21 protein-coding genes and 1 pseudogene are annotated in these 22,066 nt (G+C 74.5%); 12 read left to right on the top strand and 10 right to left on the bottom strand.

All coding sequences use genetic code 11. From position 1 onward, the window contains the following. Positions 1-98: 98 nt before the first annotated feature. Entirely contained in the window at positions 99-758 is a 660-nt protein-coding gene (locus ACFU0Y_RS04090) for an alpha/beta family hydrolase (protein WP_380213170.1), read from the bottom strand. Between the two features lie 38 nt (positions 759-796). Between ACFU0Y_RS04090 and ACFU0Y_RS04085 the strand changes: the two genes are divergently transcribed. Beyond that, the gene (locus ACFU0Y_RS04085) at positions 797-1,405 is read left to right on the top strand and encodes a mismatch-specific DNA-glycosylase (protein ID WP_380213169.1); all 609 of its coding nucleotides are present in this window, start codon (positions 797-799) and stop codon (positions 1,403-1,405) included. A 33-nt stretch (positions 1,406-1,438) separates the two neighbouring features. Here the strand turns inward: ACFU0Y_RS04085 and zupT are convergent, their stop codons facing one another. Then, positions 1,439-2,224, bottom strand: a complete 786-nt coding sequence (gene zupT / locus ACFU0Y_RS04080; protein ID WP_380213168.1) for a zinc transporter ZupT — start codon at positions 2,222-2,224, stop codon at positions 1,439-1,441. A 99-nt stretch (positions 2,225-2,323) separates the two neighbouring features. Between zupT and ACFU0Y_RS04075 the strand changes: the two genes are divergently transcribed. Further along, positions 2,324-3,211, top strand: a complete 888-nt coding sequence (locus ACFU0Y_RS04075; RefSeq protein ID WP_380213167.1) for an aminoglycoside phosphotransferase family protein — start codon at positions 2,324-2,326, stop codon at positions 3,209-3,211. A gap of 39 nt (positions 3,212-3,250) precedes the next feature. Here ACFU0Y_RS04075 and ACFU0Y_RS04070 read toward each other — a convergent pair. Together ACFU0Y_RS04070 and ACFU0Y_RS04065 are read right to left on the bottom strand one after the other, a co-directional pair. Further along, positions 3,251-3,745, bottom strand: a pseudogene (locus ACFU0Y_RS04070) (YoaK family protein); the annotation flags it as partial. 37 nt (positions 3,746-3,782) lie between these two features. Next, on the bottom strand, positions 3,783-5,366 hold the full coding sequence (locus ACFU0Y_RS04065) for a cation:proton antiporter (RefSeq protein WP_380213166.1): 1,584 nt from the start codon (positions 5,364-5,366) through the stop codon (positions 3,783-3,785). A gap of 142 nt (positions 5,367-5,508) precedes the next feature. Between ACFU0Y_RS04065 and ACFU0Y_RS04060 the strand changes: the two genes are divergently transcribed. The 5 genes from ACFU0Y_RS04060 to ACFU0Y_RS04040 all read left to right on the top strand — a co-directional run bounded on the left by ACFU0Y_RS04060 (position 5,509) and on the right by ACFU0Y_RS04040 (position 12,296). Next, positions 5,509-6,900 (top strand): MFS transporter, encoded by a 1,392-nt coding sequence (locus tag ACFU0Y_RS04060; RefSeq protein ID WP_380213165.1) that lies wholly within the window; start codon positions 5,509-5,511, stop codon positions 6,898-6,900. Next, positions 6,897-7,997 (top strand): winged helix DNA-binding domain-containing protein, encoded by a 1,101-nt coding sequence (locus tag ACFU0Y_RS04055; RefSeq protein ID WP_380213164.1) that lies wholly within the window; start codon positions 6,897-6,899, stop codon positions 7,995-7,997. The genes ACFU0Y_RS04060 and ACFU0Y_RS04055 overlap by 4 nt, the downstream gene beginning before the upstream one ends. Positions 7,998-8,072: 75 nt before the next feature. Beyond that, the gene (locus ACFU0Y_RS04050; protein ID WP_380213163.1) at positions 8,073-8,771 is read left to right on the top strand and encodes a maleylpyruvate isomerase family mycothiol-dependent enzyme; all 699 of its coding nucleotides are present in this window, start codon (positions 8,073-8,075) and stop codon (positions 8,769-8,771) included. A 224-nt stretch (positions 8,772-8,995) separates the two neighbouring features. Then, positions 8,996-10,909: a translational GTPase TypA gene (typA, locus tag ACFU0Y_RS04045; protein ID WP_380213162.1), complete on the top strand. Its 1,914-nt coding sequence runs from the start codon at positions 8,996-8,998 to the stop codon at positions 10,907-10,909. Between the two features lie 31 nt (positions 10,910-10,940). Beyond that, positions 10,941-12,296, top strand: coding sequence for a PIG-L family deacetylase (locus ACFU0Y_RS04040; RefSeq protein WP_380213161.1), 1,356 nt, complete (start codon positions 10,941-10,943; stop codon positions 12,294-12,296). A 49-nt stretch (positions 12,297-12,345) separates the two neighbouring features. Here the strand turns inward: ACFU0Y_RS04040 and ACFU0Y_RS04035 are convergent, their stop codons facing one another. Beyond that, entirely contained in the window at positions 12,346-12,636 is a 291-nt protein-coding gene (locus ACFU0Y_RS04035; RefSeq protein WP_380213160.1) for a hypothetical protein, read from the bottom strand. Between the two features lie 71 nt (positions 12,637-12,707). Between ACFU0Y_RS04035 and fdxA the strand changes: the two genes are divergently transcribed. From fdxA to ACFU0Y_RS04015, 4 genes are all read left to right on the top strand, one after another. After that, a complete protein-coding gene (gene fdxA / locus ACFU0Y_RS04030) occupies positions 12,708-13,040 on the top strand; it encodes a ferredoxin (RefSeq protein WP_058872613.1) in 333 nt (110 codons plus the stop codon). Beyond that, positions 13,037-14,182, top strand: coding sequence for a succinyldiaminopimelate transaminase (gene dapC, locus ACFU0Y_RS04025; RefSeq protein WP_380213159.1), 1,146 nt, complete (start codon positions 13,037-13,039; stop codon positions 14,180-14,182). The genes fdxA and dapC overlap by 4 nt, the downstream gene beginning before the upstream one ends. Positions 14,183-14,356: 174 nt before the next feature. Then, entirely contained in the window at positions 14,357-15,655 is a 1,299-nt protein-coding gene (locus tag ACFU0Y_RS04020) for a citrate synthase (protein ID WP_380213158.1), read from the top strand. 100 nt (positions 15,656-15,755) lie between these two features. Continuing rightward, the gene (locus ACFU0Y_RS04015) at positions 15,756-16,121 is read left to right on the top strand and encodes a hypothetical protein (RefSeq protein WP_380213157.1); all 366 of its coding nucleotides are present in this window, start codon (positions 15,756-15,758) and stop codon (positions 16,119-16,121) included. A 36-nt stretch (positions 16,122-16,157) separates the two neighbouring features. Here ACFU0Y_RS04015 and galE read toward each other — a convergent pair whose 3' ends face one another. The 3 genes from galE to dapD form a co-directional block, all read right to left on the bottom strand. Further along, positions 16,158-17,180, bottom strand: a complete 1,023-nt coding sequence (galE, locus tag ACFU0Y_RS04010; protein WP_380213156.1) for a UDP-glucose 4-epimerase GalE — start codon at positions 17,178-17,180, stop codon at positions 16,158-16,160. A gap of 35 nt (positions 17,181-17,215) precedes the next feature. Next, on the bottom strand, positions 17,216-18,133 hold the full coding sequence (locus ACFU0Y_RS04005) for a hypothetical protein (RefSeq protein WP_380213155.1): 918 nt from the start codon (positions 18,131-18,133) through the stop codon (positions 17,216-17,218). A 133-nt stretch (positions 18,134-18,266) separates the two neighbouring features. After that, positions 18,267-19,232 (bottom strand): 2,3,4,5-tetrahydropyridine-2,6-dicarboxylate N-succinyltransferase, encoded by a 966-nt coding sequence (gene dapD, locus ACFU0Y_RS04000; RefSeq protein WP_380213154.1) that lies wholly within the window; start codon positions 19,230-19,232, stop codon positions 18,267-18,269. 51 nt (positions 19,233-19,283) lie between these two features. Between dapD and dapE the strand changes: the two genes are divergently transcribed. Continuing rightward, positions 19,284-20,393 (top strand): succinyl-diaminopimelate desuccinylase, encoded by a 1,110-nt coding sequence (gene dapE / locus ACFU0Y_RS03995; RefSeq protein WP_380213153.1) that lies wholly within the window; start codon positions 19,284-19,286, stop codon positions 20,391-20,393. Positions 20,394-20,399: 6 nt separating this feature from the next. On the opposite strand, the gene ACFU0Y_RS03990 is transcribed toward dapE, so the two are convergent. Together ACFU0Y_RS03990 and ACFU0Y_RS03985 are read right to left on the bottom strand one after the other, a co-directional pair. After that, the gene (locus tag ACFU0Y_RS03990) at positions 20,400-21,278 is read right to left on the bottom strand and encodes an amino acid ABC transporter permease (protein ID WP_380213152.1); all 879 of its coding nucleotides are present in this window, start codon (positions 21,276-21,278) and stop codon (positions 20,400-20,402) included. Continuing rightward, positions 21,278-21,964 (bottom strand): amino acid ABC transporter permease, encoded by a 687-nt coding sequence (locus ACFU0Y_RS03985; protein ID WP_380213151.1) that lies wholly within the window; start codon positions 21,962-21,964, stop codon positions 21,278-21,280. Before ACFU0Y_RS03985 ends, ACFU0Y_RS03990 begins: the two co-directional genes overlap by 1 nt. Between the last annotated feature and the right edge of the window lie 102 nt (positions 21,965-22,066).

The following is a 22,066-nucleotide window of genomic DNA, read 5'->3' as shown; positions in this document are numbered from 1 at the left end:
TTCTCTCCCTGCTAGCGGACGGATCGCGGACGGACCGCGGTGACGCTGTGGTGCTCACGGTAGTCCTGGTGAGCGCGCCGCTGAAGTCCTGCCGGTGCTCAGCGGGTCGCCGGCCCCCGCCGGAGGAAGCGGCGCACCTCGGCGGCGGCGAGCGCGAGGGTGCCCTCCCGGCTCACGGGACCGGACCGGAGCACCGCGAGGGCGTGGTCGGCGCCCTCCAGCGGGACGACCTCGACCCCCGGCGCGGCGGCCGCGACCTCGTCGGCCGTCCCGAACCGGTCGCGCGTCCCCTGCAGCACGAGCACGGGGACCGTGGGACCCAGCAGCTCCTCGGCGCGCGAACGCTCCGGCCGGCCCGGAGGGTGCAGGGGGAAGGCCAGGCAGACGACGGCGGACGCCCCCACCGCGGCGGCCGTGCGGCACGCCACGCGCGCTCCGGCGCTGCGGCCCCCGACCACCACGGGCACCCCCTCCGCCAGCCCGGCCACGACCGGTGCGGCGGCCAGCCACCCGGCGTCGAGGGCGGGCGGGCGGGGCGCGACCCTCCGGCCGGCGAGCACCCACGGCTGCTCGTGGCGCACCACCGTGACGCCGTGGCGGGGGAGGTCCTCGGCGAGGGCGGCGAGGTCCGGGGCGCCGGCGCCCCCGCCCGCGCCGTGCCCGAGCCACAGCAGCGCCGTGGGCGCCTCGGCGGGGGAGACCAGCAGGCGTCCCGGGCCGGTCCCGGTGGGCACGGTGAGCTCGGTCGGTGGCGGCATGGTCCCCACGGTAGCCGGGCGCGGCCTAGCATGTGGCCATGGCATCCGCGCACGCGTCCGGCGGCGCCCGGCCGAGCCGGGCCGACCTCGAGGCCGCCCGGGACACCACGCTGCCCGACCTGCTCGGCCCGGACGTGCGCCTGCTGATCTGCGGCATCAACCCGAGCCTGTGGGCCGCCGCGGCGCAGGCGCACTTCGCCCGCCCCGGCAACCGGTTCTGGCCGGCCCTGCACGACGCCGGGCTCACCGGACGGCTCGTGGACTGCTCGGCCGGGATGAGCCTCGCGGACCGGGAGCACGTCCTGGCCCGGGGGCTCGGCATCACGAACCTGGTGCGGCGGGCCACCGCCCGGGCCGACGAGCTGGACCCCGCCGAGTTCGTGGCCGGCCGGGAGCGGCTGGCCGAGCTCGTCGCGGAGCTGCGCCCGGCGGTCGTCGCGGTCGCCGGGGTCACCGCCTTCCGGCACGCCTTCGCGGACCCGCGGGCCGGGCTCGGGCGGCAGGACCGCGAGCTGGCGGGGGCGCAGCTGTGGGCGCTGCCGAGCCCGAGCGGGCTCAACGCCCACGCGTCCCGGGCGGGCCTGGCCGCGGCGTTCGCCGAGGCCGGCCGGGCGGCGGGTCTGCCGGCCGCGCGCACACCTTCCTGACCCCGCCCGGGACCCGAAGATGCCGCGGGGTGCTCAGACGAAGAGGAGCAGGCTCACGGCCATGACCGCCATCCCGGCCACCAGCCCGTAGACCGACAGGTGGTGCTCGTCGTACTCCCGCGCCGTGGGGAGCAGCTTGTCCAGGGAGATGAACACCATGATCCCGGCCACGCCCGCGAAGACGACGCCGAAGAGCGCGTCGGTGAGGAACGGCCGCAGGGCGAGGTAGCCGAGCAGGGCGCCCACGGGCTCGGCCAGGCCCGACAGGAACGCGTAGCCGAACGCCTTCCGCCGGTTGCCCGTGGCCTGGTGGATCGGCACGGCCACGGCGACGCCCTCGGGGATGTTGTGCAGGGCGATGGCCACCGCCACGGGGACCGCGATGGTGGGGTCCTGCAGCGCCGTAATGAACGTGGCGAAGCCCTCGGGGAAGTTGTGGATCGCGATGGCCACCGCGGTGAGCGTGCCCATGCGCATGAGCCGCCGGTGCCGGCCGTCGTCGTCGTGCGGGTACTCGTGCGGGTTCACGCGCGTGGGCACGAGCCGGTCGATCACCGCGATCAGGACGATGCCGGCGAAGAAGCCGCCGGCCGTGGCCCACGCCCCGGGGCGCGCCCCCAGATCGGCCACGAGCGCGTCCTGGGCCTTGGCGTAGATCTCGACCAGGGCCACGTAGATCATCACGCCGGCGGAGAAGCCCAGGGTGGTCGCCAGGAACCTCGCGCCGGTGTTCTTCGCCAGGAGCACCATGAGCCCGCCCAGTCCCGTCGACAGCCCCGCGAACAGCGTCAGGCCGAAGGCGAACAGCAGCTCGTTCACGGCAGGGTCGGCTCCGTTCCTGGGCGGGGTGGGCGCTCGCAGTCTAGCGAACGGCCGCCGCGTCCCGGCCGGCTCCGGGCGGTGCGCCACAATGGTGCGATGACGACGTCCGCGGAGAGCGACCCGGGACCGGAGGGCCGTCCGGCGGGCGTTCCCGCCGGGCTCGCCGACCGGTGCACGGCCGCGTGGGAGCTGGTCCCGGACGGGCCGGCCCGGGACGACGACGGCGCCCTGGTGCTGCCGGTGCGCACCCGCGCCGGGGAGCCGGCCGTGCTGCGGCTCTCCCCGCCGCGGCCCCGCGCCGAGCACGAGCACCTCGCCCTGCGCGTGTGGGCCGGCCGGGGCGCGGTGCGGCTGCTCCGGGCGGAGCCGGCGGACCGGGCGCTGCTGCTCGAGCGCACCGCCTCCCGGGACCTGCACGAGCTGCCCGTGCTCGAGGCCTGCCGCGTGCTCGGCGAGCTCACCCGGGCGCTCGCCCGGCCGCCCCGGCCCCCGTTCCCCCGGCTCTCCGCGGCCGCCGGGCGGTGGCAGGCGGAGCTCGCGGCCTCCGTGGACCTGGACGCCCGGTTCCCGCGCCGCTTCCGGCTCCAGGCCGTCAAGAGCCTCGAGCGGCTCCGGCGCGGCGAGCTGGACGCGGCGCTCGTGCACCAGGACCTGCACTACGGTGCCGTCCGCGCGTCGGCGCGCGCCCCGTGGCTGGCCGCCGGGGCGGACGCGGTGCTCGGCACCCGCGAGTACGCGCTGGTCCCCGCACTGTGGCACCGCCTGGACGAGGCCGGGCACGGCGGGGCGCTGGCCGCGGCCCTGGCCGACCGGATGGAGGCGCTCGCCCTCGCGGCCGGCGCCGACGAGGAAGCCCTGCGCGCCTGGGCGCTCGTCCGGTGCGCGGTGGCGGCCCGGGACGAGGCGGCCCGTCCCAGCGGGGCTCCGCACCGCGAGCTCAGCCGCCTGGTCCAGCTGTGCAAGGCGCTGCAGCGCGGCGCCTGAGGACAGGTCGCGGCCCGGGCCCAGGCCCGGGCGGGCGGCTCAGGCGCCGGAGGGGCGGCGGAAGCCCGGGTCCGCGGCGAGCGGGCGCCACGCGGCCACGAGCAGGGCGAGCGCGGCGGGCACGAGGACCGGGAAGCCCACGGCCAGGTAGCCCAGGGCGCCGAGCACCCCGCCGGCGAAGAACAGCCCCACGAGCACGGCCAGCAGCCGGAGCTTCCCGGCGTCGCCGGTCACGGGGTCCGCCTCCGCGAGCCGGTTGCGGTAGAGGAACTTGCCGATCTCGATGCCGATGTCCGTGACCATGCCCGTCACGCGGGTGGAGCGGATCCCGGCGCCCGAGATCTTCGTGATCACGGCGTTCTGCAGCCCCATGGTGACGGCGAGCACCGGGACGAACAGCAGGTCGCGGTGCGCCCAGGTCAGGCGCTCGGCCAGCAGGCCGAAGGCGAGCATGAGCGGCCCCTCGAGCCGCAGGACGTTGGCGTAGCGGCTGTCCAGCCAACGGCGGCGCGCCCAGTTGAACATCAGCGCGCAGCACGCGGCCCCGCCCGGGAGCGCCGCCGGGACGCGGTCACTCGGTCCGCCGGCCGAGGGCCTCGACGGTCTCGGCGGCCAGGCCGATGCCGGCGCCGCTGTAGAGGTTGAAGACCGTCCGGACGCCGTGCCCGCGCAGCTCCTGCACCTCGTCGTCGTACTGCGCCACGGCGGCGACCACCCCGTCGAAGCCCGTGGCGCTCAGCTGCCGGAGGGCCACGAGGTTGGAGCCGTGGAAGGGCATGGCGAGCACGGCGACCTGCACGTGGCCGGTCGCGATCACCCGCTCCCAGAACTCCTGGTCGGTCGCGTCCGCCTCCTGGACGTCGAGGCCCTGTGCCCGCAGCCGCTCCACGCGGTCCGTGGCGTTCTCGATGCCCACCACGGAGAAGCCGTGCTCCGCGGAGAGCTCCTGGTAGGCCGCCTGCCCCACCCGGCCCATGCCGAGCACGAGCACCTCGGCGTGGCCGATGTCGATGGGCCGGTCCTCCGGGTGCAGCCGGTCGTCCGGGTGCTCCGGCAGCCGCCGGGCGAGCCTGCTGGTCAGGGCGGAGCCGCGCCGGTTGAGCAGGGACGAGAGCACGAAGCTCAGGGCGACGGCCACGGAGAGCATCACCAGCCAGTCCTCGTCGAACATTCCGGCGGAGACGCCGATGGCCCCCACGATGAGGGCGAACTCCGAGTGGTTGGCCAGCGCCAGGCCCGTGCGCAGGGACGTGCGGCGGCGCAGCCCGAACAGCCACAGCAGCAGCACGAACAGCATCGCCTGCACCGGCAGGAGACCCAGCAGCAGCACGCCCATGGCCACCATCTCGAGGGTCGGCATCCCGTGGAAGCCGATCGAGACGAAGAAGGCGACCAGCAGCAGGTCCTTGAGGGTGAACAGGGTGCGGGAGAGCTCCCCGGCGTTGGCGTGCGAGGCCAGGAGCATGCCGACCAGCAGCGCCCCCAGGTCCCCCTTCAGACCCACCGCGGAGAAGGCGACGTAGCCGGGCACCAGGGCCATGAGGACCCCGAACAGGGCCTGCATCTCCCCGTGGCCGATGCGGTCCCAGATCCGGCGGAACAGCCACGCCGCCGGCAGCAGCAGGACCAGGGCGAGAGCCCAGGGGCTGGGCGGGTGCTCGCTCGTGGCGGTGATGAACGCGACGGCCGCGAGGTCCTGGAGGATGAGGACGCCGATCGCCACGCGCCCGTAGAGGGACGTGGTCTCGCTGCGCTCCTCGAGCACCTTGAACACCAGCACGGTGCTCGAGAAGGACAGGGCGAACCCCGCCAGCAGCAGCGCACGGAGGTCCTCGCCCGGCAGCTGCAGATCCACCAGCATGAGCGCGGCCAGGAACCCTGCCCCGAGCGCGGTGCTCAGGACCAGGTGGATCCCGGCCGTCCCCCAGATCTCCTTGCGCAGCAGCGACCGGGCGTCGAGCTTGAGGCCGATGCCGAAGAGCATCAGGGTCACGCCCACGTCCGCCAGCTGGTCGAGCACGGGGAGCCGCTCCACGCCCAGCCCGTTGAGCACGAACCCGGCCGCGAGGAACCCGATCAGCGGCGGCAGGCGCGCGAGGACCGCCAGGGCACCGGCCCCGAAGGCGACGACGAGATACACGGCGACCGTGGACACGGGCAGCTCCCTCGCCGGCCGGAGGTGGGACCCTCCCAGTCTAGATCCCGTCCGGGACCAGCCCCAGGACGGTCCGGGTCACCCGCCGGCCCGGACCGCCTACAGTGGTCGCAGCACCGCGCAGCGAGGGAAGGACCGGAGCATGCAGGAGAGCCAGGGGCCCGCCGGCACCACGTCCGCGCTGACGCGGTCCCAGCGGCTGGACCGGCTGCCGTTCACCACCGAGCACCGGAAGCTGCTGGTCGGCTCCGGCGTCGGCTGGGCCCTGGACGCCATGGACGTGGGCCTGATCTCCTTCGTGATGGCCGCCCTCGCCCTGGAGTGGGGCCTGGGCTCCGGGGAGCTGTCCCTGCTGGCCTCGATCGGCTTCGTGGGCATGGCCGTGGGCGCCAGCCTCGGCGGGCTCCTGGCCGACCGGCTGGGCCGCCGCCAGGTCTTCGCCCTGACCCTGCTCGTGTACGGCACCGCCACCGGCGCGTCCGCGCTCGTCGGCTCCCTCGCCGCGCTCGTGATCCTGCGGTTCGTGGTGGGCCTCGGCCTCGGCGCCGAGCTGCCCGTGGCCTCCACCCTCGTCTCCGAGTACGCCCCCCGGCGGATCCGCGGCCGCGTGGTCGTGGTCCTCGAGTCCTTCTGGGCCGTCGGCTGGATCCTCGCCGCGCTCGTGGGCTACTTCGTGGTGCCGTCCTCACCGGACGGCTGGCGCTGGGCCCTCGTCGTGGGCCTCGTGCCGGCCCTCTACGCCGTGGTCGTGCGCCGGGCCCTGCCGGAGTCCGTGCGCTTCCTGGAGCACCGGGGCCGGACGGACGAGGCCGAGGCCGCGGTGCGCGCCTTCGAGCGGGCCCGGCCCCTGGGCCGCTCCCGGGCGGAGACCGCGGAGCAGGCCCGGGCCGCCGAGGCGGCCGCCCCCGGCCCGGCGGAGGGCGCGGCGCGGATCTGGGCCCCGGCCCTGCGGCGGCGCACGGCGGCGCTGTGGACCGTCTGGTTCTGCATCAACTTCGCCTACTACGGGGCGTTCACCTGGCTGCCCACGCTGCTGCTCCAGCAGGGCCTCACGCTGACGACGTCCTTCGGCTACGTCCTGGTCATCACCCTCGCCCAGCTGCCCGGCTACGCCGCGGCCGCCTGGCTCATCGAGGTCTGGGGCCGGCGGATCACGCTCGCCGTGTTCCTCGGGGGCTCCGCGGCGAGCGCCCTGCTCTTCGGCATCGTGTCCATGGGCAGCATCGTGCTCCCGTGGCAGGTGATCGGCTCGGGCATGGCGCTGTCCTTCTTCAACCTGGGCGCGTGGGGCGCGCTGTACGCGATCGGCCCCGAGCTCTACCCCACCGCGCTGCGCGGGACGGGCACCGGGGCCGCGGCGGCCTTCGGCCGGGTCGCCTCGATCCTGGCCCCGCTGGCCGTGCCGGTGCTGCTCGCGCTGGGCGGGGAGCGCTACGACGTGGTCACCGTCTTCGCGGTCTTCGGCGCCGCGTTCCTCGTGGCCGCGCTCTGCGCCTTCGCCCTGCCGGAGCAGCGCGGACGGGCCCTGACGTGAGCGCCCCGACCGTCCTGACGGACCGGGAGATCGGCCTGGCGAGGCTCGCGGCCCACGGGCTCGTGCGCCCGGCGGACGTGGCGCCCGAGGACGTGGTGCGCGCCCTGGGTGCCGTCCAGGCGCAGGACCTGCCCGGTGCCCTGGTGTCGGTGGGCCTGCGCCGGGCGGGCGGGTCCGACGGTCTGCGGCGCGCCTTCGACGACGGCCGGATCGTGCGGACCTGGCCCATGCGCGGAACCCTGCACCTGGTGCCGGCCGAGGACCTGCGGGAGTGGCTCGCGGTGCTGGGCCCCCGCACCGTCGCCTCGACGGCGGCCCGGCGCCGGGCCCTGGGCATCGACGAGCGGCTCGACGCGGCCCGGGAGGCGGCGCTCGCCGCGCTGCGCCACGGGCCGCAGCCCCGGGAGCGCCTGCACGCCGCGTGGGAGGAGGCGGGGCTGCTGGGCGAGCCGGGCCGGGGCTACCACCTCATGCTCGCCCTGCACCTGGATGCGACCCTGTGCCTGGGCCCGCTCACCGGGGACGGGCGGGACCAGCTCGTCGTGCCCGTCGCGGACTGGGTGCCCGCGGCGGGGGAGGGGCCCGCCGCGCCCGCGGCCGGCGGCACCCCGCCCGTCGTCGCGCGCTGGGTGCGCCGCTACCTGCGCGGCCACGGCCCGGCCTCCGTCGCGGACGCCGCCCGGTGGGCCGCCCTGCCCCGGTCCGCGGTGCGTGCCGCCCTGGCGGGCGCGGACGGGGTCGTGGCCGTGCAGGACCGCGGCGGGCAGGAGCTGTGGTGCGCCCCCGAGGTGCTCGAGGACCTCGCCCCCGGCGACCGCCGGGCCGCCGGGGTCTTCCTGCTGCCGCCCTTCGACGAGTACGTCCTCGGCTACGGGGACCGGTCCCACGTGCTGGCCCCGGAGCACGCGCCCCGGATCGTCCCGGGCGGCAACGGGGTCTTCAAGCCCACCCTCGTGGCGGGCGGGCGGATCGTGGGCACCTGGGCCCGCGTGCGCCGCCGCGGGGGCGCCGAGCTCGCGCTCGACCCGTTCGAGGAACTCTCGCCCGCCCGCCGGCGGGCCGCGGAGCGGGCCTTCGCGCGGTTGCCGGGGCCCTGAGCCGAGACGATCCCGGTATGGGTGCCGGCGCCCCGGAGGTGGCCCGGCTCACCCGCCCCTCGATAGGGTGGGCGCATGATCAATCCCGCCCGCCTGCACTCGGACCTCGCCCGCCTCGGCCGCGAGACCGAGATGTTCCTGGCCACCACCGCGTCCCTCTCCGACGACGAGCTGGCCGCTCCCTCGCTGTGCGGGGGATGGCGCCGCGCCGACGTCGTCGCCCACCTCGCCTCCAACGGCCGCGCCCTCGTCAAGCTCGTCGACTGGGCCGTCACCGGGCAGGAGCAGGCCCCCTACGCGTCGATGGACGCCCGGAACCAGGAGATCGCCGAGCTGGCCGCCCTGCCCCGCGAGGAGCTGGTCGAGAGGGCGCGCGAGTCCGCCGCCTACTTCGCCGAGCAGTCCCAGCGGCTGAGCGGGGACCTCGCGGTCGAGGAGGTGCACCTGCACGGCAAGCGGATCCCCGCGACCTCCATCGTGGCGCTGCGGATCGCCGAGATCGTGGTGCACCACCACGACCTCGACACCGCCTGGACCATCGAGGAGGCCGACCCCGACTCGCTGCTCGACGCCCTCGAGGCCGCCGTGCGCACCATGCGCGCCAAGGACGCGCCCGGCATGACGCTGGTGACCGAGGAGCGCGACGAGTGGGTGATCGGGGACGGCGCCCTGCGCGTCGAGTCCGACCGGGAGGGCCTGCTCGAGTGGCTGGCCCGCGGCGACGGCGAGAACGTCGAGGCCGACGGCCCGCTGCCGGTGCTGCCCTCCTGGTGACGGCGCGCCCGGTGCGCGGCCCGCGGGCGGGGCGCCCGGGGAGTCGGCGGGGTCACAGGGACCCGGGGTGCCGCCCGGGCGGCCCCTCGGGGTAGAATGGTCGACGGCCCGCTGTGCGGGCGCTCCCGCCCGGGTCCCACCGGGTGCGCGGCGGCGCCCCGGCCGCACCCATCGGGAGGGCTGCACCTCCCCCCGCATCTCCACCCGAAGAGAGACCCACGCGTATGCCTGTCACCTCCACCACCGCCCAGCGCGCCGACCTCCGCAACGTGGCCATCGTGGCCCACGTCGACCACGGCAAGACCACCATCGTGGACGCGATGCTCCAGCAGACGCACGCGTTCTCCTCCCACGGTGAGGTCGAGGAGCGTGTGATGGACTCCGGTGACCTGGAGCGCGAGAAGGGCATCACGATCCTCGCGAAGAACACCACGGTGTTCTACGACGGTCCCTCCGCCGAGGGGGAGACCATCACCATCAACGTCATCGACACCCCCGGCCACGCCGACTTCGGCGGCGAGGTCGAGCGAGGCCTGTCCATGGTCGACGGCGTCGTGCTCCTCGTGGACGCCTCCGAGGGCCCGCTGCCGCAGACCCGCTTCGTGCTGCGCAAGGCCCTCGAGGCCAAGCTGCCCGTGATCCTCGTGGTCAACAAGGTCGACCGCCCGGACGCCCGGATCGAGGAGGTCGTGCACGAGTCCATGGACCTGCTGCTGGGCCTGGCCTCGGACATCTCCGAGGACGAGCCGGACCTCGACCTGGACGCCGTCCTGGACGTGCCCGTGGTCTACGCCGCGGGCCGTGACGGCCGGGCCTCCCTGACGCAGCCCGAGAACGGCGGTCTGCCGGACAACGAGGACCTCGAGCCGCTGTTCGCGACCATCATCAAGCACGTCCCCGCGCCCTCCTACGACCCCGGGGGCGTCCTCCAGGCGCACGTGACCAACCTGGACGCCTCCCCGTTCCTGGGCCGGCTCGCCCTGCTGCGCATCTTCAACGGCACCCTCAAGAAGGGCCAGACCGTGGCCTGGGCGCGCGCGAACGGCGAGCTCAAGAACGTCCGGATCTCCGAGCTGCTGGCCACCAAGGGCCTCGACCGCGTCCCGGCCGAGTCCGCCGGCCCCGGCGAGATCGTGGCCGTGGCCGGGATCGAGGACATCACCATCGGCGAGACCCTCACCGACCCGGAGAACCCGCAGCCGCTGCCCCTGATCACGGTGGACGACCCCGCGATCTCCATGACCATCGGCATCAACACCTCCCCGCTGGCCGGGCGCATCAAGGGCACCAAGGTCACGGCCCGCCAGGTCAAGGACCGCCTCGACAAGGAGCTCGTGGGCAACGTCTCCCTCAAGGTGCTCCCCACCCAGCGCCCCGACGCCTGGGAGGTCCAGGGCCGCGGCGAGCTCGCCCTGGCGATCCTCGTGGAGCAGATGCGCCGCGAGGGCTTCGAGCTGACCGCGGGCAAGCCCCAGGTCGTGACGAAGACCGTCGACGGCAAGGTGCACGAGCCCTACGAGCACATGACCATCGACGTGCCCGACGAGTTCCTCGGTGCCGTGACCCAGCTGATGGCCGGGCGCAAGGGCCGCATGGAGGCCATGGCCAACCACGGCACCGGCTGGGTGCGGATGGAGTTCAAGGTCCCCGCCCGCGGGCTGATCGGCTTCCGCACCCGGTTCCTCACCGAGACCCGCGGCGCGGGCATCGCGTCCTCCTACGCCGACGGCTACGAGCCCTGGGCCGGGGACATCGAGTACCGCACCAACGGCTCGATGATCGCCGACCGCGCCGGCGTGGTCACCCCGTTCGCCATGATCAACCTGCAGGAGCGCGGCTCGTTCTTCGTGGAGCCCACCTCCGAGGTGTACGAGGGCATGATCGTGGGCGAGAACTCCCGCGCCGACGACATGGACGTGAACATCACGAAGGAGAAGAAGCTCACCAACATGCGTGCGGCCTCCTCCGACACCTTCGAGAACCTCACGCCCCCGCGCAAGCTGACCCTCGAGGAGTCCCTCGAGTTCGCCCGCGAGGACGAGTGCGTGGAGGTCACCCCGGACGCCATCCGCATCCGCAAGGTCATCCTCGACGCCAACGAGCGGATGAAGGCGCACCGGGCCCGGGCCCGCGCCTGACCCGCGGCGGCACAGCGCAGCAGACCCGGCCGTGACGCAGCAGCCCGTCCCGTACTACCCCGAGCAGGGCGTCCTCGTGCGCGAGGACGCCCTGCCGGGGCTGCTGCCCCCGGGGCTGCGCCCGGAGGACGCCCGGTTGCTGTTCGTGCACGCCCACCCCGACGACGAGTCCATCGCCACCGGTGCCACCATGGGCCGGTACGCGGAGCTCGGCGCCACGGTGGTGCTGCTCACCATGACCCGCGGCGAGCGCGGCGAGGTCATCCCCGAGCCGCTGCGCGCGCTCGAGGTCGGCCACCCGGAGTGCCCCGACGACGGCACGGCCCTGGGCCGCCACCGCGTGGGGGAGCTCGACGACGCGGCGGCCCGCCTGGGCGTGGCCGAGCGCTTCTTCGCGGGGGAGCCCCCCGCCCTCGACCCCGCCGTGGGCTTCGCCGGCGGCACCGGCCACTACCACGACTCCGGGATGTCCTGGGGCCCCGACGGCAGGGCCGCCCCCGCGCAGGACTCCTCGCCGCACAGCCTCACCGCGGCCACGGCTGACGAGGCCGCCGCGCACGTGGCCGCCGCCGTCCGGGCCGTGCGCCCGCACGTGCTCGTCACCTACGACGACGACGGCGGCTACGGCCACCCCGACCACGTCCGGACCTCCGCCGTGGCCGTGCGGGGCGCGGAGCTCGCCGCCCTGCCGGGCGCGCAGGCCGGCGGGGCGCCCGCCGACCCTTGGCGGACCCCCCTCGTGTGGGCCGTCGAGGGCGAGGCGCGGGCCGGGGACCCGCGGCCGCAGGCGGCGGTGCACGGCTCCGCCGAGCGCAAGCGCGCGGCCATGTCCGCCCACGCCACGCAGCTCGTGCTGGCCGAGGACGGCCCGCGCTTCGCCCTCTCCAACGGGGTGTGGCAGCCCTTCAGCGCCCTCGAGACCTACCGGCTGCTCGCCGGGGACCCGGACGAGGCCGTCCCGGAGGAGGCGCCCGCGCGCGCCCCCGCCTCCGTGCCGTCCGCCCTCGTGACCTCCGTCGCGGCCGGTGCCGTGGCGGCGTCCGTGGCCACCGTCCTGCACAGCGCCGTGTGGTACTCCGCCGGCGGCTGGTGGCTCCCCTGGGGCCTGCTCTTCGCGACCGCCCTGCTCCTCAGCGTGTCCCTGTGGGTCGGCACCGCGACCCGCCGCGTGTGGGCCGCCGCCGTCCCGGGGCTGACCGGCTACCTGGTGTCCTGGCTCTTCGCCTACGGCGGGGACGGCTCCGTGATCGTCGTGACGAACCCCGGCACCCCGCTGGGTGTCCTGGGTCTCGCCTGGTTCGTGCTGGTCTTCGCGGTGACCCTGCTGTCCGTGCTCGTCACGGCCGGCTGGCTGCGCGGCCGGCGGCGCCGGGCCGCCGCGGTCTGAGCCCCGGCTCCCTCCCGCGCCGCTCCGCGGCGGGTCCCTCCGGGGGTGCTCAGTCCTGCCGCGGACGGCGCCGCGGCGGCGCGGGCGGGACCACCCGTGCGGCCCGGACCTCGCGGGCGCCGATCGACACGTCCCCGCGCCGGGTCCGCACCGTGACGGCCTCCGCGTCCGCGGCCAGCAGCTCGCCCAGGGCGTCGGTGAGCGGCAGCCCGGACGCGTCGTCGGCGGGCAGGGCGTAGCGCACGCTCACGCGCGTACCACCGGGCAGCCCGGTGAGCAGGTCCAGGGCCGGAGATGACGTCCCGGACGGCGATGTTGAGCCGGATGTCGGATGCTCCATGGCTGTCATCCTAGCCACGTCACCGTGGCTAGACTGGTCGGAGCAATCCCAGGAGAAAGGTTCGAACCGCCGTGACCTACGTCATCGCCCAGCCCTGTGTCGACGTGAAGGACAAGGCCTGCGTCGAGGAGTGCCCCGTCGACTGCATCTACGAGGGGGAGCGCTCGCTCTACATCCACCCCGACGAGTGCGTGGACTGCGGCGCGTGCGAGCCGGTGTGCCCCGTCGAGGCCATCTACTACGAGGACGACACCCCCGACGAGTGGGCCGACTACTACAAGGCGAACGTCGAGTTCTTCGACGACCTCGGCTCGCCCGGCGGCGCCGCGAAGCTCGGCAACACCCACACCGACCACCCCATGATCGCCGCGCTGCCCCCGCAGAACCAGGACGTCGCCCTGTGACGCAGGGGGACCGCTCCTTCGGCCTCGACCTGCCCGACTACCCGTGGGACACGATGGCCCCGTACCGGGCCGTCGCCGCGGAGCACCCCGGCGGCGTCGTGGACCTGTCCATCGGCACGCCCGTGGACCCCACGCCGCTGGTGGTCCAGGACGCGCTGGCCTCCGCCGCGGACGCCCACGGCTACCCGACCACCCACGGCACCCCCGCGCTGCGCGAGGCGGTCGTCGCCTGGTACGCGCGCCGACGCGGCGTGCCCGGCCTGGACCCCGCCGCGGTCATGCCCACGGTCGGCTCCAAGGAGCTCGTCGCCTGGCTGCCGCTGATCCTGGGGCTGCGCGCCGGCGACGTCGTCGTGCGGCCCACGGTGGCCTATCCCACCTACGACATCGGGGCGGAGCTCGCGGGCGCGGAGGCCGTGGCCGCGGACGACCTCGACGAGCTCGACGACGACGTGCGCTCCCGCGTGCGCATGGTGTGGCTGAACTCGCCCGCCAATCCCACCGGCATCGTCCGGGACGCGGCGTCGCTGCGGCGCGTGGTCGACCAGGCGCGGGCCCTCGGGGCCGTGGTCGCCTCGGACGAGTGCTACGCCGAGCTCGGCTGGGGCGCCTGGGACGTCCAGCAGGGCGGGGCCCCCGTGCCCTCGGTGCTCGACCCCCGGGTCAGCGGAGGGGACCACTCCCTGCTCCTGTCCGCGTACTCGCTGTCCAAGCAGTCCAACGCGGCCGGCTACCGGGCCGCGTTCCTCGCGGGCGACGCCCGGCTCATGGCGAGCCTGGTGAACTCCCGCAAGCACGCCGGGATGATCGTGCCCGCCCCGGTCCAGGAGGCCATGCGGGCCGCCCTGGGCGACGACGCCCACGTCACCGCCCAGAAGGCGCTCTACCGCTCCCGCCGCGAGCGCCTCGTCCCCGCCGCGGAGGCCTTCGGCCTGCGGGTCGAGCACTCCGAGGCCGGCCTCTACCTGTGGTGCACGGCCGGGGAGGACACGTGGACCACCGTGCAGCGCTTCGCCGAGCGGGGCGTCGTGGTCGGCCCCGGGGTGTTCTACGGCACGGCCGGGGAGGGCTACGTGCGCCTCGCCCTCACCGCCGCCGACGAGCGGATCGACGCCGCCGCGGAGCGGCTCGGCCGCGCCTGACACGCTCCGCCGCGGCGCGGGGATTGGTCCCCTTGCGGACGGAGCGGGTAGGTTGGACCCTGACGATCGCTGTGTCCCGGGACACGGCCGTGCGGCGCCGACGGTGGCGCCCGGCGCGGCGACCGCGGGCACCGGACACCGACATCCACTCCCATCCACTCGCGGAGGACGAACATGACTGAGTCTGCACAGAAGACCGGGACGGCCCGGCTCGACTACGGGAACGACAGCCCTCTCGAGCTGCCCCTCCAGGACGCCACCGAGGGCAACCGCGGCTACGCGATCACGAACATGCTCAAGGAGACCGGCAACGTCGCCTTCGACCCCGGGTTCATGAACACGGCGAACGCGCGCTCCGCCATCACCTACATCGACGGCAACAACGGCATCCTCCGGTACCGGGGCTACCCGATCGAGGAGCTCGCCCAGCACTCCACCTTCATCGAGACCGCCTACCTGCTCATCTACGGCGAGCTGCCCTCGCCCTCCGAGCTCGAGGACTTCGACACCCGGATCCGCCGGCACACCATGGTCCACGAGGACCTCAAGAGCTTCTTCAACGGGTTCCCGCGCAACGCCCACCCGATGCCCGTGCTGTCCTCGGCCGTCTCGGCGCTGTCCACCTTCTACGGTGACTCCCTCGACCCGTTCGACCAGGAGCAGGTGGAGATCTCGACCATCCGGCTGCTCGCGAAGGTCCCCACGCTGGCCGCCTACGCGTACAAGAAGTCCAAGGGCGAGCCGATGCTGTACCCCCAGAACGACCTCAGCTACACGGAGAACTTCCTGCGCATGTGCTTCGGCGTGCCGGCCGAGGACTACGAGATCGACCCGGCGATGGCGAAGGCCCTGGACGTGCTGCTGATGCTGCACGCCGACCACGAGCAGAACTGCTCCACGTCCACCGTCCGGCTCGTGGGCTCCTCCCACGCCAACATGTTCGCCTCGGTCTCCGCGGGCATCAACGCCCTCTACGGCCCGCTGCACGGCGGGGCCAACGAGGCCGTGCTGGCCATGCTCAACCGGATCGAGACGCAGGGCGTCACGCCGGAGGACTTCATGGAGCAGGTCAAGAACAAGGAGTCCGGCGCCCGGCTCATGGGCTTCGGCCACCGGGTCTACAAGAACTACGACCCCCGGGCGCGCATCGTCAAGGACTACGCCCACGAGATCCTCGAGAAGCTGGGCGGCAACGACCAGCAGCTCGAGATCGCCATGCGGCTCGAGGAGAAGGCGCTCGCCGACGACTACTTCGTGGAGCGCAAGCTCTACCCGAACGTGGACTTCTACACGGGCCTGATCTACAAGGCGATGGGCTTCCCGGAGAAGATGTTCACCGTCCTCTTCGCGATCGGGCGCCTGCCCGGCTGGATCGCCCAGTGGCGGGAGATGATCGAGGACCCGGAGACCAAGATCGGGCGCCCGCGCCAGCTGTACGTGGGCGCCGGCGAGCGGCACTACCCGCAGCGCTGAGCCGCCCCGCTCCCGGGACCGACGCCGGGTCCGCGCCCTCCGGGGCGCGGACCCGGCGTCCGTCGTTCTCCGCCCGCGCCCGCCCCGGTACCGTGGGGGCATGAGCGAGCAGCGGCACACCCCGGACCGGATCACCGAGCTCGGCCCGGACGAGGTCTTCGTCTTCGGCTCCAACGCCCGGGGCGCCCACGGCGCCGGCGCGGCACGCACCGCCGTCGAGCGCTTCGGCGCCGTCATGGGCCGGGGGCACGGTCTGCAGGGCCGCTCGTACGCGATCGACAGCATGAGCGGGTTCGCGGAGCTCGAGCGGGAGGCCGCGGCGTTCGTGGCGTTCGCCCGCGCGCACCCCGAGCTGACCTTCTGGCTCACCCGGGTGGGCACGGGCATCGCCGGCCACGACGAACGGCAGGTGGCGGCCCTGTTCGCCGAGGCGCCGCCCAACGTGGTCCGGCCCCGGGGCTGGTGAGCCCGCCCCGGAGCACGGGCGCCCGTGCTCCGGGGCTCAGGCGCCCGCGGGGTAGCCCTCGGGGTTGCTCCGCTGCCAGTTCCAGTGGTCCCGGCACATCGTGTCGAGGTCCCGGTCGGCGGACCAGCCCAGCTCCGCCAGGGCCGTCGACGGATCGGCGTAGGACACCGCGGCGTCGCCGGGGCGGCGGTCCACGACCTCGTAGGGGATGCTGCGCCCGGAGGCCCGCTCGAAGGCGGCGTGGACCTCCAGCACCGAGTAGCCCTTGCCGGTGCCCAGGTTCCAGGTGCGCACCCCGCCGTGCTCGGCGATGTGGTCGAGGGCCCGGAGGTGCCCGTCGGCGAGGTCGACCACGTGGATGTAGTCGCGCACGCCCGTCCCGTCGGCGGTCGGGTAGTCGGCGCCGAAGACCCGCAGCTTCTCCCGCCGGCCCACGGCCACCTGCGCGATGAACGGCAGCAGGTTGTTCGGCACGCCCGTGGGGTCCTCGCCGATCCGGCCGGACTCGTGGGCGCCGACCGGGTTGAAGTAGCGCAGCAGGGCCACGTTCCAGGACGGGTCCGAGGCGGCGAGGTCCACGAGCATGTCCTCGATGTGCTCCTTGGTCCGCCCGTAGGGGTTCTGCGCGTCCATGGGCTGCTTCTCGGTCAGCGGCATCTCCTCCGGGGCGCCGTAGACCGTGGCCGAGGAGGAGAACACGACGGACCGGCAGCCGTGGGCCTCCATCGCGTCCAGCAGGTTGAGGGTGCCGGCCACGTTGGTGCGGTAGTACCAGAGGGGCTTCTCGGCCGACTCGCCGACGGCCTTGAGCCCGGCGAAGTGGATCACGGCCTCCGGGCGGTGCTCGGCGAACAGCGCGTCGAGCCCGGCGGGGTCGAGCAGGTCCACCTCCGCGAACGCGGTCACGGTGCGTCCCGCGAGCTCCTCGACGCGCTCCAGGGAGGCCCGCGAGGAGTTCGCGAGGTTGTCCATCACGACGACGTCGTGCCCGGCGCCCAGCAGGGCGAGGACGGTGTGCGAGCCGATGTAGCCGGTTCCCCCGGTCACGAGAATCTTCATGCTCCCAGCGTATCGGCCGGGCCGCGGCGGCTCCCTCAGCGGCTCGCGAGGACGACCACCACGTCCTCGGGCGCGGGAGCGTCCTGCGGGTGCGCCTCGGCGGCGTCCACCCACCCCGGAGCCGGGGCGAAGCGGGTGGTGCGCTGGTCCGCGCGGACCCAGCTGCGGCCGTCGAAGGCGACCTCGGTCACGCCCAGCGCGTCGGCCCGGGCGACCGCCCAGTGCGCCACGGCCCAGCCGGCGGGCTCCCCGGGCGCGGGCACGACCACCCGGTCCCCGTCGGCGCGCGGGGCCGGGACCGCCGTCCCGAACGCGTCGCCGAGGGCGTCGGCCGCCCGGCGAGGGTCCCCGGGCTCCTCGGGATCGCCGAGCACGCAGTTGAGCGAGGCCTCGGTGGTCCCCGTCAGGCTGTCCGCGAAGGCCCGGGCGACGCCCTCGTGGCGCGCGTACGCCTCCGGGTGCCCGGAGCGCTGGACCGCCTGGGCGGCGTCGGTGACGGACATCGTCGCGTAGTCCAGCTCGGCGAGGCCGTCGTAGAAGGCGGCCGTGGCGTAGGCCGGGTCCATGATCTGCTCGACCGTGCCCCAGCCCTGGGACGGGCGCTGCTGGAACAGCCCCACGGAGTCCCGGTCCCCGTAGTCGATGTTCACCAGCTGCGACTCCTGCATCGCGGTCGCCAGGGCCACGACCGCCGCGTAGGGGTCGGTGCCGCGCGCCACGGACTCCGCGGTGATCAGCGCGGCGTTGGCCGACTGCTCCGCGGACAGGGCGTGCCGCTTCCCGTCCCCGGCCGCGCTCGGGACCACGCACCGGGGCTCCCCGGCCGAGGGCCGGCCCGCGCGCAGCTCGACGGCCACGAGGAGCCCGGCCGCGAGCACGGCGCCGACGAGCAGCAGCACGAACAGCGGCAGCCGCAGCGAGCGGATGCGGCTGCCGGGGGCGGGGGAGGACACGGGCGCTCCTGGGCGGGCGGGAGGACGGGCGGGGACGACGGGCGGGGGAGCAGCGGGTGGACGGGCGATGCCGCGCAGGGCGGGCGTCGCCCGTCCTGCGCGGCATCGGGTGGCGGGACGGGGCCCGCCGCGCTCAGTTGGCGTGCAGCGCCGCGTTGAGCTCCACGGTCCCGCCGGCGCGGGGCAGCACCTCGACGGCGCCGGTGAGGGAGTTGCGGCGGAACAGCAGGTTGGACACCCCCGAGAGCTCCGAGGCCTTGGCGGTGGACCGCTCCCCGTCGGAGTGCACGCTCACGCGGGTGCCGGCGGTCACGTAGAGACCGGCCTCGACCACGCAGTCGTCGCCGAGGGAGATGCCGACCCCGGAGTTGGCGCCGAGCAGCACGCGCTCGCCCACGGTGATCCGCTCCTTGCCGCCGCCGGAGAGGGTGCCCATGATGGAGGCGCCGCCGCCGACGTCGGTGGCGTCGCCCACGACCACGCCGGCACTGATCCGGCCCTCGACCATGGACTGGCCCAGGGTGCCGGCGTTGAAGTTGACGAAGCCCTCGTGCATCACCGTGGTGCCCTCGGCGAGGTGGGCGCCGAGCCGGATCCGGTTGGCGTCGCCGATCCGCACGCCCGCGGGGACCACGTAGTCCACCATCCGCGGGAACTTGTCGACGCTGTGCACGGTCACGTGCCCGCCGGAGGCCTTCATCCGCAGCAGCGCGACGGTCAGCTCCTCGGCGAGCACGGGCCCGCGGTCCGTCCAGGCGACGTTGGCGAGCAGGCCGAACACGCCGTCGAGGTTGAGGGTGTTGGGGCGCACGAGGCGGTGGGAGAGCAGGTGCAGGCGCAGATAGGCGTCCGCGGCGTCGGCGGGCGCGGCGTCGAGGTCGATCGCCGTCTCGACGATCTCGCTGCGGATATTGCGGTCGGGGTCGGCGGTGGCCGCGAGCCGCAGGTCCGCGTCGAGGGAGGTGTCGACCGCGTCGGACAGGGACGGGGTGGGGTACCAGACGTCGAGGACGGTGCCCTCCTTGGGGCCCGAGGCCACGACGGTGGCCAGGCCGAGACCGGAGGCGGGACGAGAGGTGGAAGCAGTCATGGCCTCCATCCTACGGGGGACGCCGGCCCCGGTCCGACGGGCGGCGGCGGCCGCCCCGTTATGCTGGCAGCCATGATCGCACCGGAGCTCGACCTCGCCGCGGACCCCGCCGACCTGACGGCCGCCCTCATCGACATCCCGTCCGTCTCGGGCTCGGAGGGCCTCCTCGCCGACGCCGTCGAGGCCGCGCTGCGCCGGCTCCCGCACCTCACCGTCCACCGGGACGGGGACGCCGTGGTGGCGCGCACCGACCTGGGCCGCGCCGAGCGGGTCGTGCTCGCGGGCCACCTCGACACCGTGCCCCTGCCGACGGTGCCCGGCGCCCGGGGGACGGTCCCCGCCACGTGGACGGACGCCGAGGGCGACCGGGTGCTCCACGGCCGCGGCGCCACCGACATGAAGGGCGGGGTGGCCGTCCAGCTCGTCCTGGCCGCGGCCCTCACGGCGCCCAACCGCGACGTCAGCTACGTGTTCTACGACCACGAGGAGGTCGACGCCGACGCCAGCGGGCTGGGCCGGCTCCAGCGCAACGCCCCCGAGCTGCTCGAGGCGGACTTCGCGGTGCTGCTCGAGCCCACTGACGGGACCGTGGAGGGCGGGTGCAACGGCACGATGCGCTTCCGCATCACCACCACGGGCCGGGCCGCGCACTCGGGGCGGTCCTGGATCGGGGAGAACGCGATCCACAAGCAGGCCGACGTCCTCGCCCGCCTGGCGGCCTACGAGCCGCGCACCGTGGCCGTCGAGGGGCTCGAGTACCGGGAGGGGCTCAACGCGATCCGGATCGGCGGCGGCGTGGCCGGCAACGTGGTCCCCGACAGCGCCCACGTGGAGATCAACTACCGCTTCGCCCCGGACAAGAGCCCCGACGAGGCCCTGGCGCACGTCCAGGAGGTGTTCGACGGCTACGAGCTCGAGCTCACGGACCTCTCCCCGGCGGCCCGGCCCGGTCTGGACCGTCCCGCCGCCGCCGCGTTCGTGGCCGCGGTGGGCCAGGAGCCCAAGCCCAAGTACGGCTGGACGGACGTGGCCCGCTTCTCGCAGCTGGGCGTGCCCGCCGTGAACTTCGGTCCGGGGGACGCGCTGCTCGCCCACACGGACGACGAGCACGTCAGTGCCGAGGCGGTCCGGGAGTGCCGCCGGGCGCTCGCCGCGTGGCTCACCGACTGAGCGGGATCAGCCGGCCGCCTCCTCGGCGGCGAGGGGCCCCTCGGCCGGCTTGGTCCGGCCCGCGGTGCGGTAGCTGAGGAACCGCGACAGCCACGCGGCCAGCACGGTCAGCAGGTAGTTGATGAGCACGAAGACCAGCGCCACCACGAACAGCGTCTGCAGGATGTTGCCGTCCCCGGAGCCCAGGCGCCGGGCACTGGCGAGCAGCTCCGGATAGGTGATGATGTAGCCGAGCGCGGTGTCCTTGAGGATCACCACGAACTGGCTGACCATCGAGGGCAGCATGGCCGTCAGGGCCTGGGGGAGCTCGATCATCCGCAGGGACCGGGAGGGCGTGAGCCCGATGACCAGGCCGGCCTCGCGCTGGCCCTTGGGCAGCTGGTGCACGCCGGAGCGGATGAGCTCGGCGATGACCGACCCGTTGTAGAACATCAGCCCGAGCACCACGGCCCAGAACGGCACGTTGGCGGGCTCCACCAGGCCGGCGCGGCCGATCCCCAGGTAGAAGAAGATCATCATCACCAGCACGGGCACGGCCCGGAAGAACTCGACCACCACGGTGCAGACGAAGCGCACCGGGGCCAGCTGGGAGAGCCGGCCGAGACCGAACACCAGGCCGAAGGCGATCGAGAGCGCCACGGCCAGCAGCGCGGCCCGCAGCGTGTCCCACAGCCCCGGGAGCAGGAAGTTCTCCCAGGCCCGGGTCGTGAGCAGCGGGGACCACCGGTCGGCGTCGAGCTGGCCCTGCTCGGCGAGTGCGCTCAGGACCACCCAGGCCAGCGCGGCGATCAGCAGCACGCCCACCACGTTGAACAGCAGCGTGAGCCGGCGCGCGCGCGGGCCCTGGACGTCGAACAGGACGTTCTGGGTCTTCGAGGAGGCCATCAGCGCTTCACCGCCAGTTTCCGGGAGGCCCAGGTGGTGAGCAGGCCCACCGGGACGACAATGAGGACGAAGCCGAGGGCCACCACGAGGAAGACCGCGATGATCACGTCCGGGCGGAACTCGATCATGGTCTTCATGAGCGAGGAGATCTCGGTGACCGACGCGGCCGCGGCCACCGTCGTGTTCTTCGTCAGGGCGATCAGGGTGTTGCCGAGCGGGGTGATCGCCCCGCGCAGCGCCTGGGGGAAGACGATCAGCCGGGCCGCCGGGAGGAAGCTCAGCCCGATGGCACGGGCGGCCTCGGCCTGCCCGGCCGGCACCGTGTTGACCCCGGAGCGGATGGCCTCGCAGACGAAGGCCGCGTGGTACAGGCTCAGGCCGATCACGGCGTAGAGGAAGAAGTTCCGGTTGAAGTCCGAGGAGAGGTTGATGCCGAGCTGGCTCCACACCCCCAGGACCAGGAACACGAGGATGATCGTCAGCGGCGTGTTGCGGAACAGGTTCACGTAGCCGGTGCCGAGCAGCCGCAGCGAGGCGATGGGGGAGATGCGCATCAGCGCGACCAGCGCCCCGAGCACGGCCGAGCCGATCGCGGCCCAGAAGGTCAGCTGCAGGTTCACCCAGAAGGCGCCCGGCACGTCGTACTGGGCGAACAGACTGGCGAAGTCGGACAGGTAGTCGGTCACGGGAGCTCCCGGGGGTCGGGCTGGTCCTGGGTCACGGAAGGCCCCTTCGTCGCGGATCGGTCGGCGTGCTCGGCGGTCGCCACCCCGTGGCCGGCCGGGTGC

The organism is Kocuria sp. NPDC057446 (assembly GCF_042802875.1).
Taxonomy (GTDB): Bacteria; Actinomycetota; Actinomycetes; order Actinomycetales; family Micrococcaceae; genus Kocuria.
The sequence above is the reverse complement of the archived record's forward strand: the minus strand, read 5'-3'. Positions and strand labels throughout refer to the sequence as shown.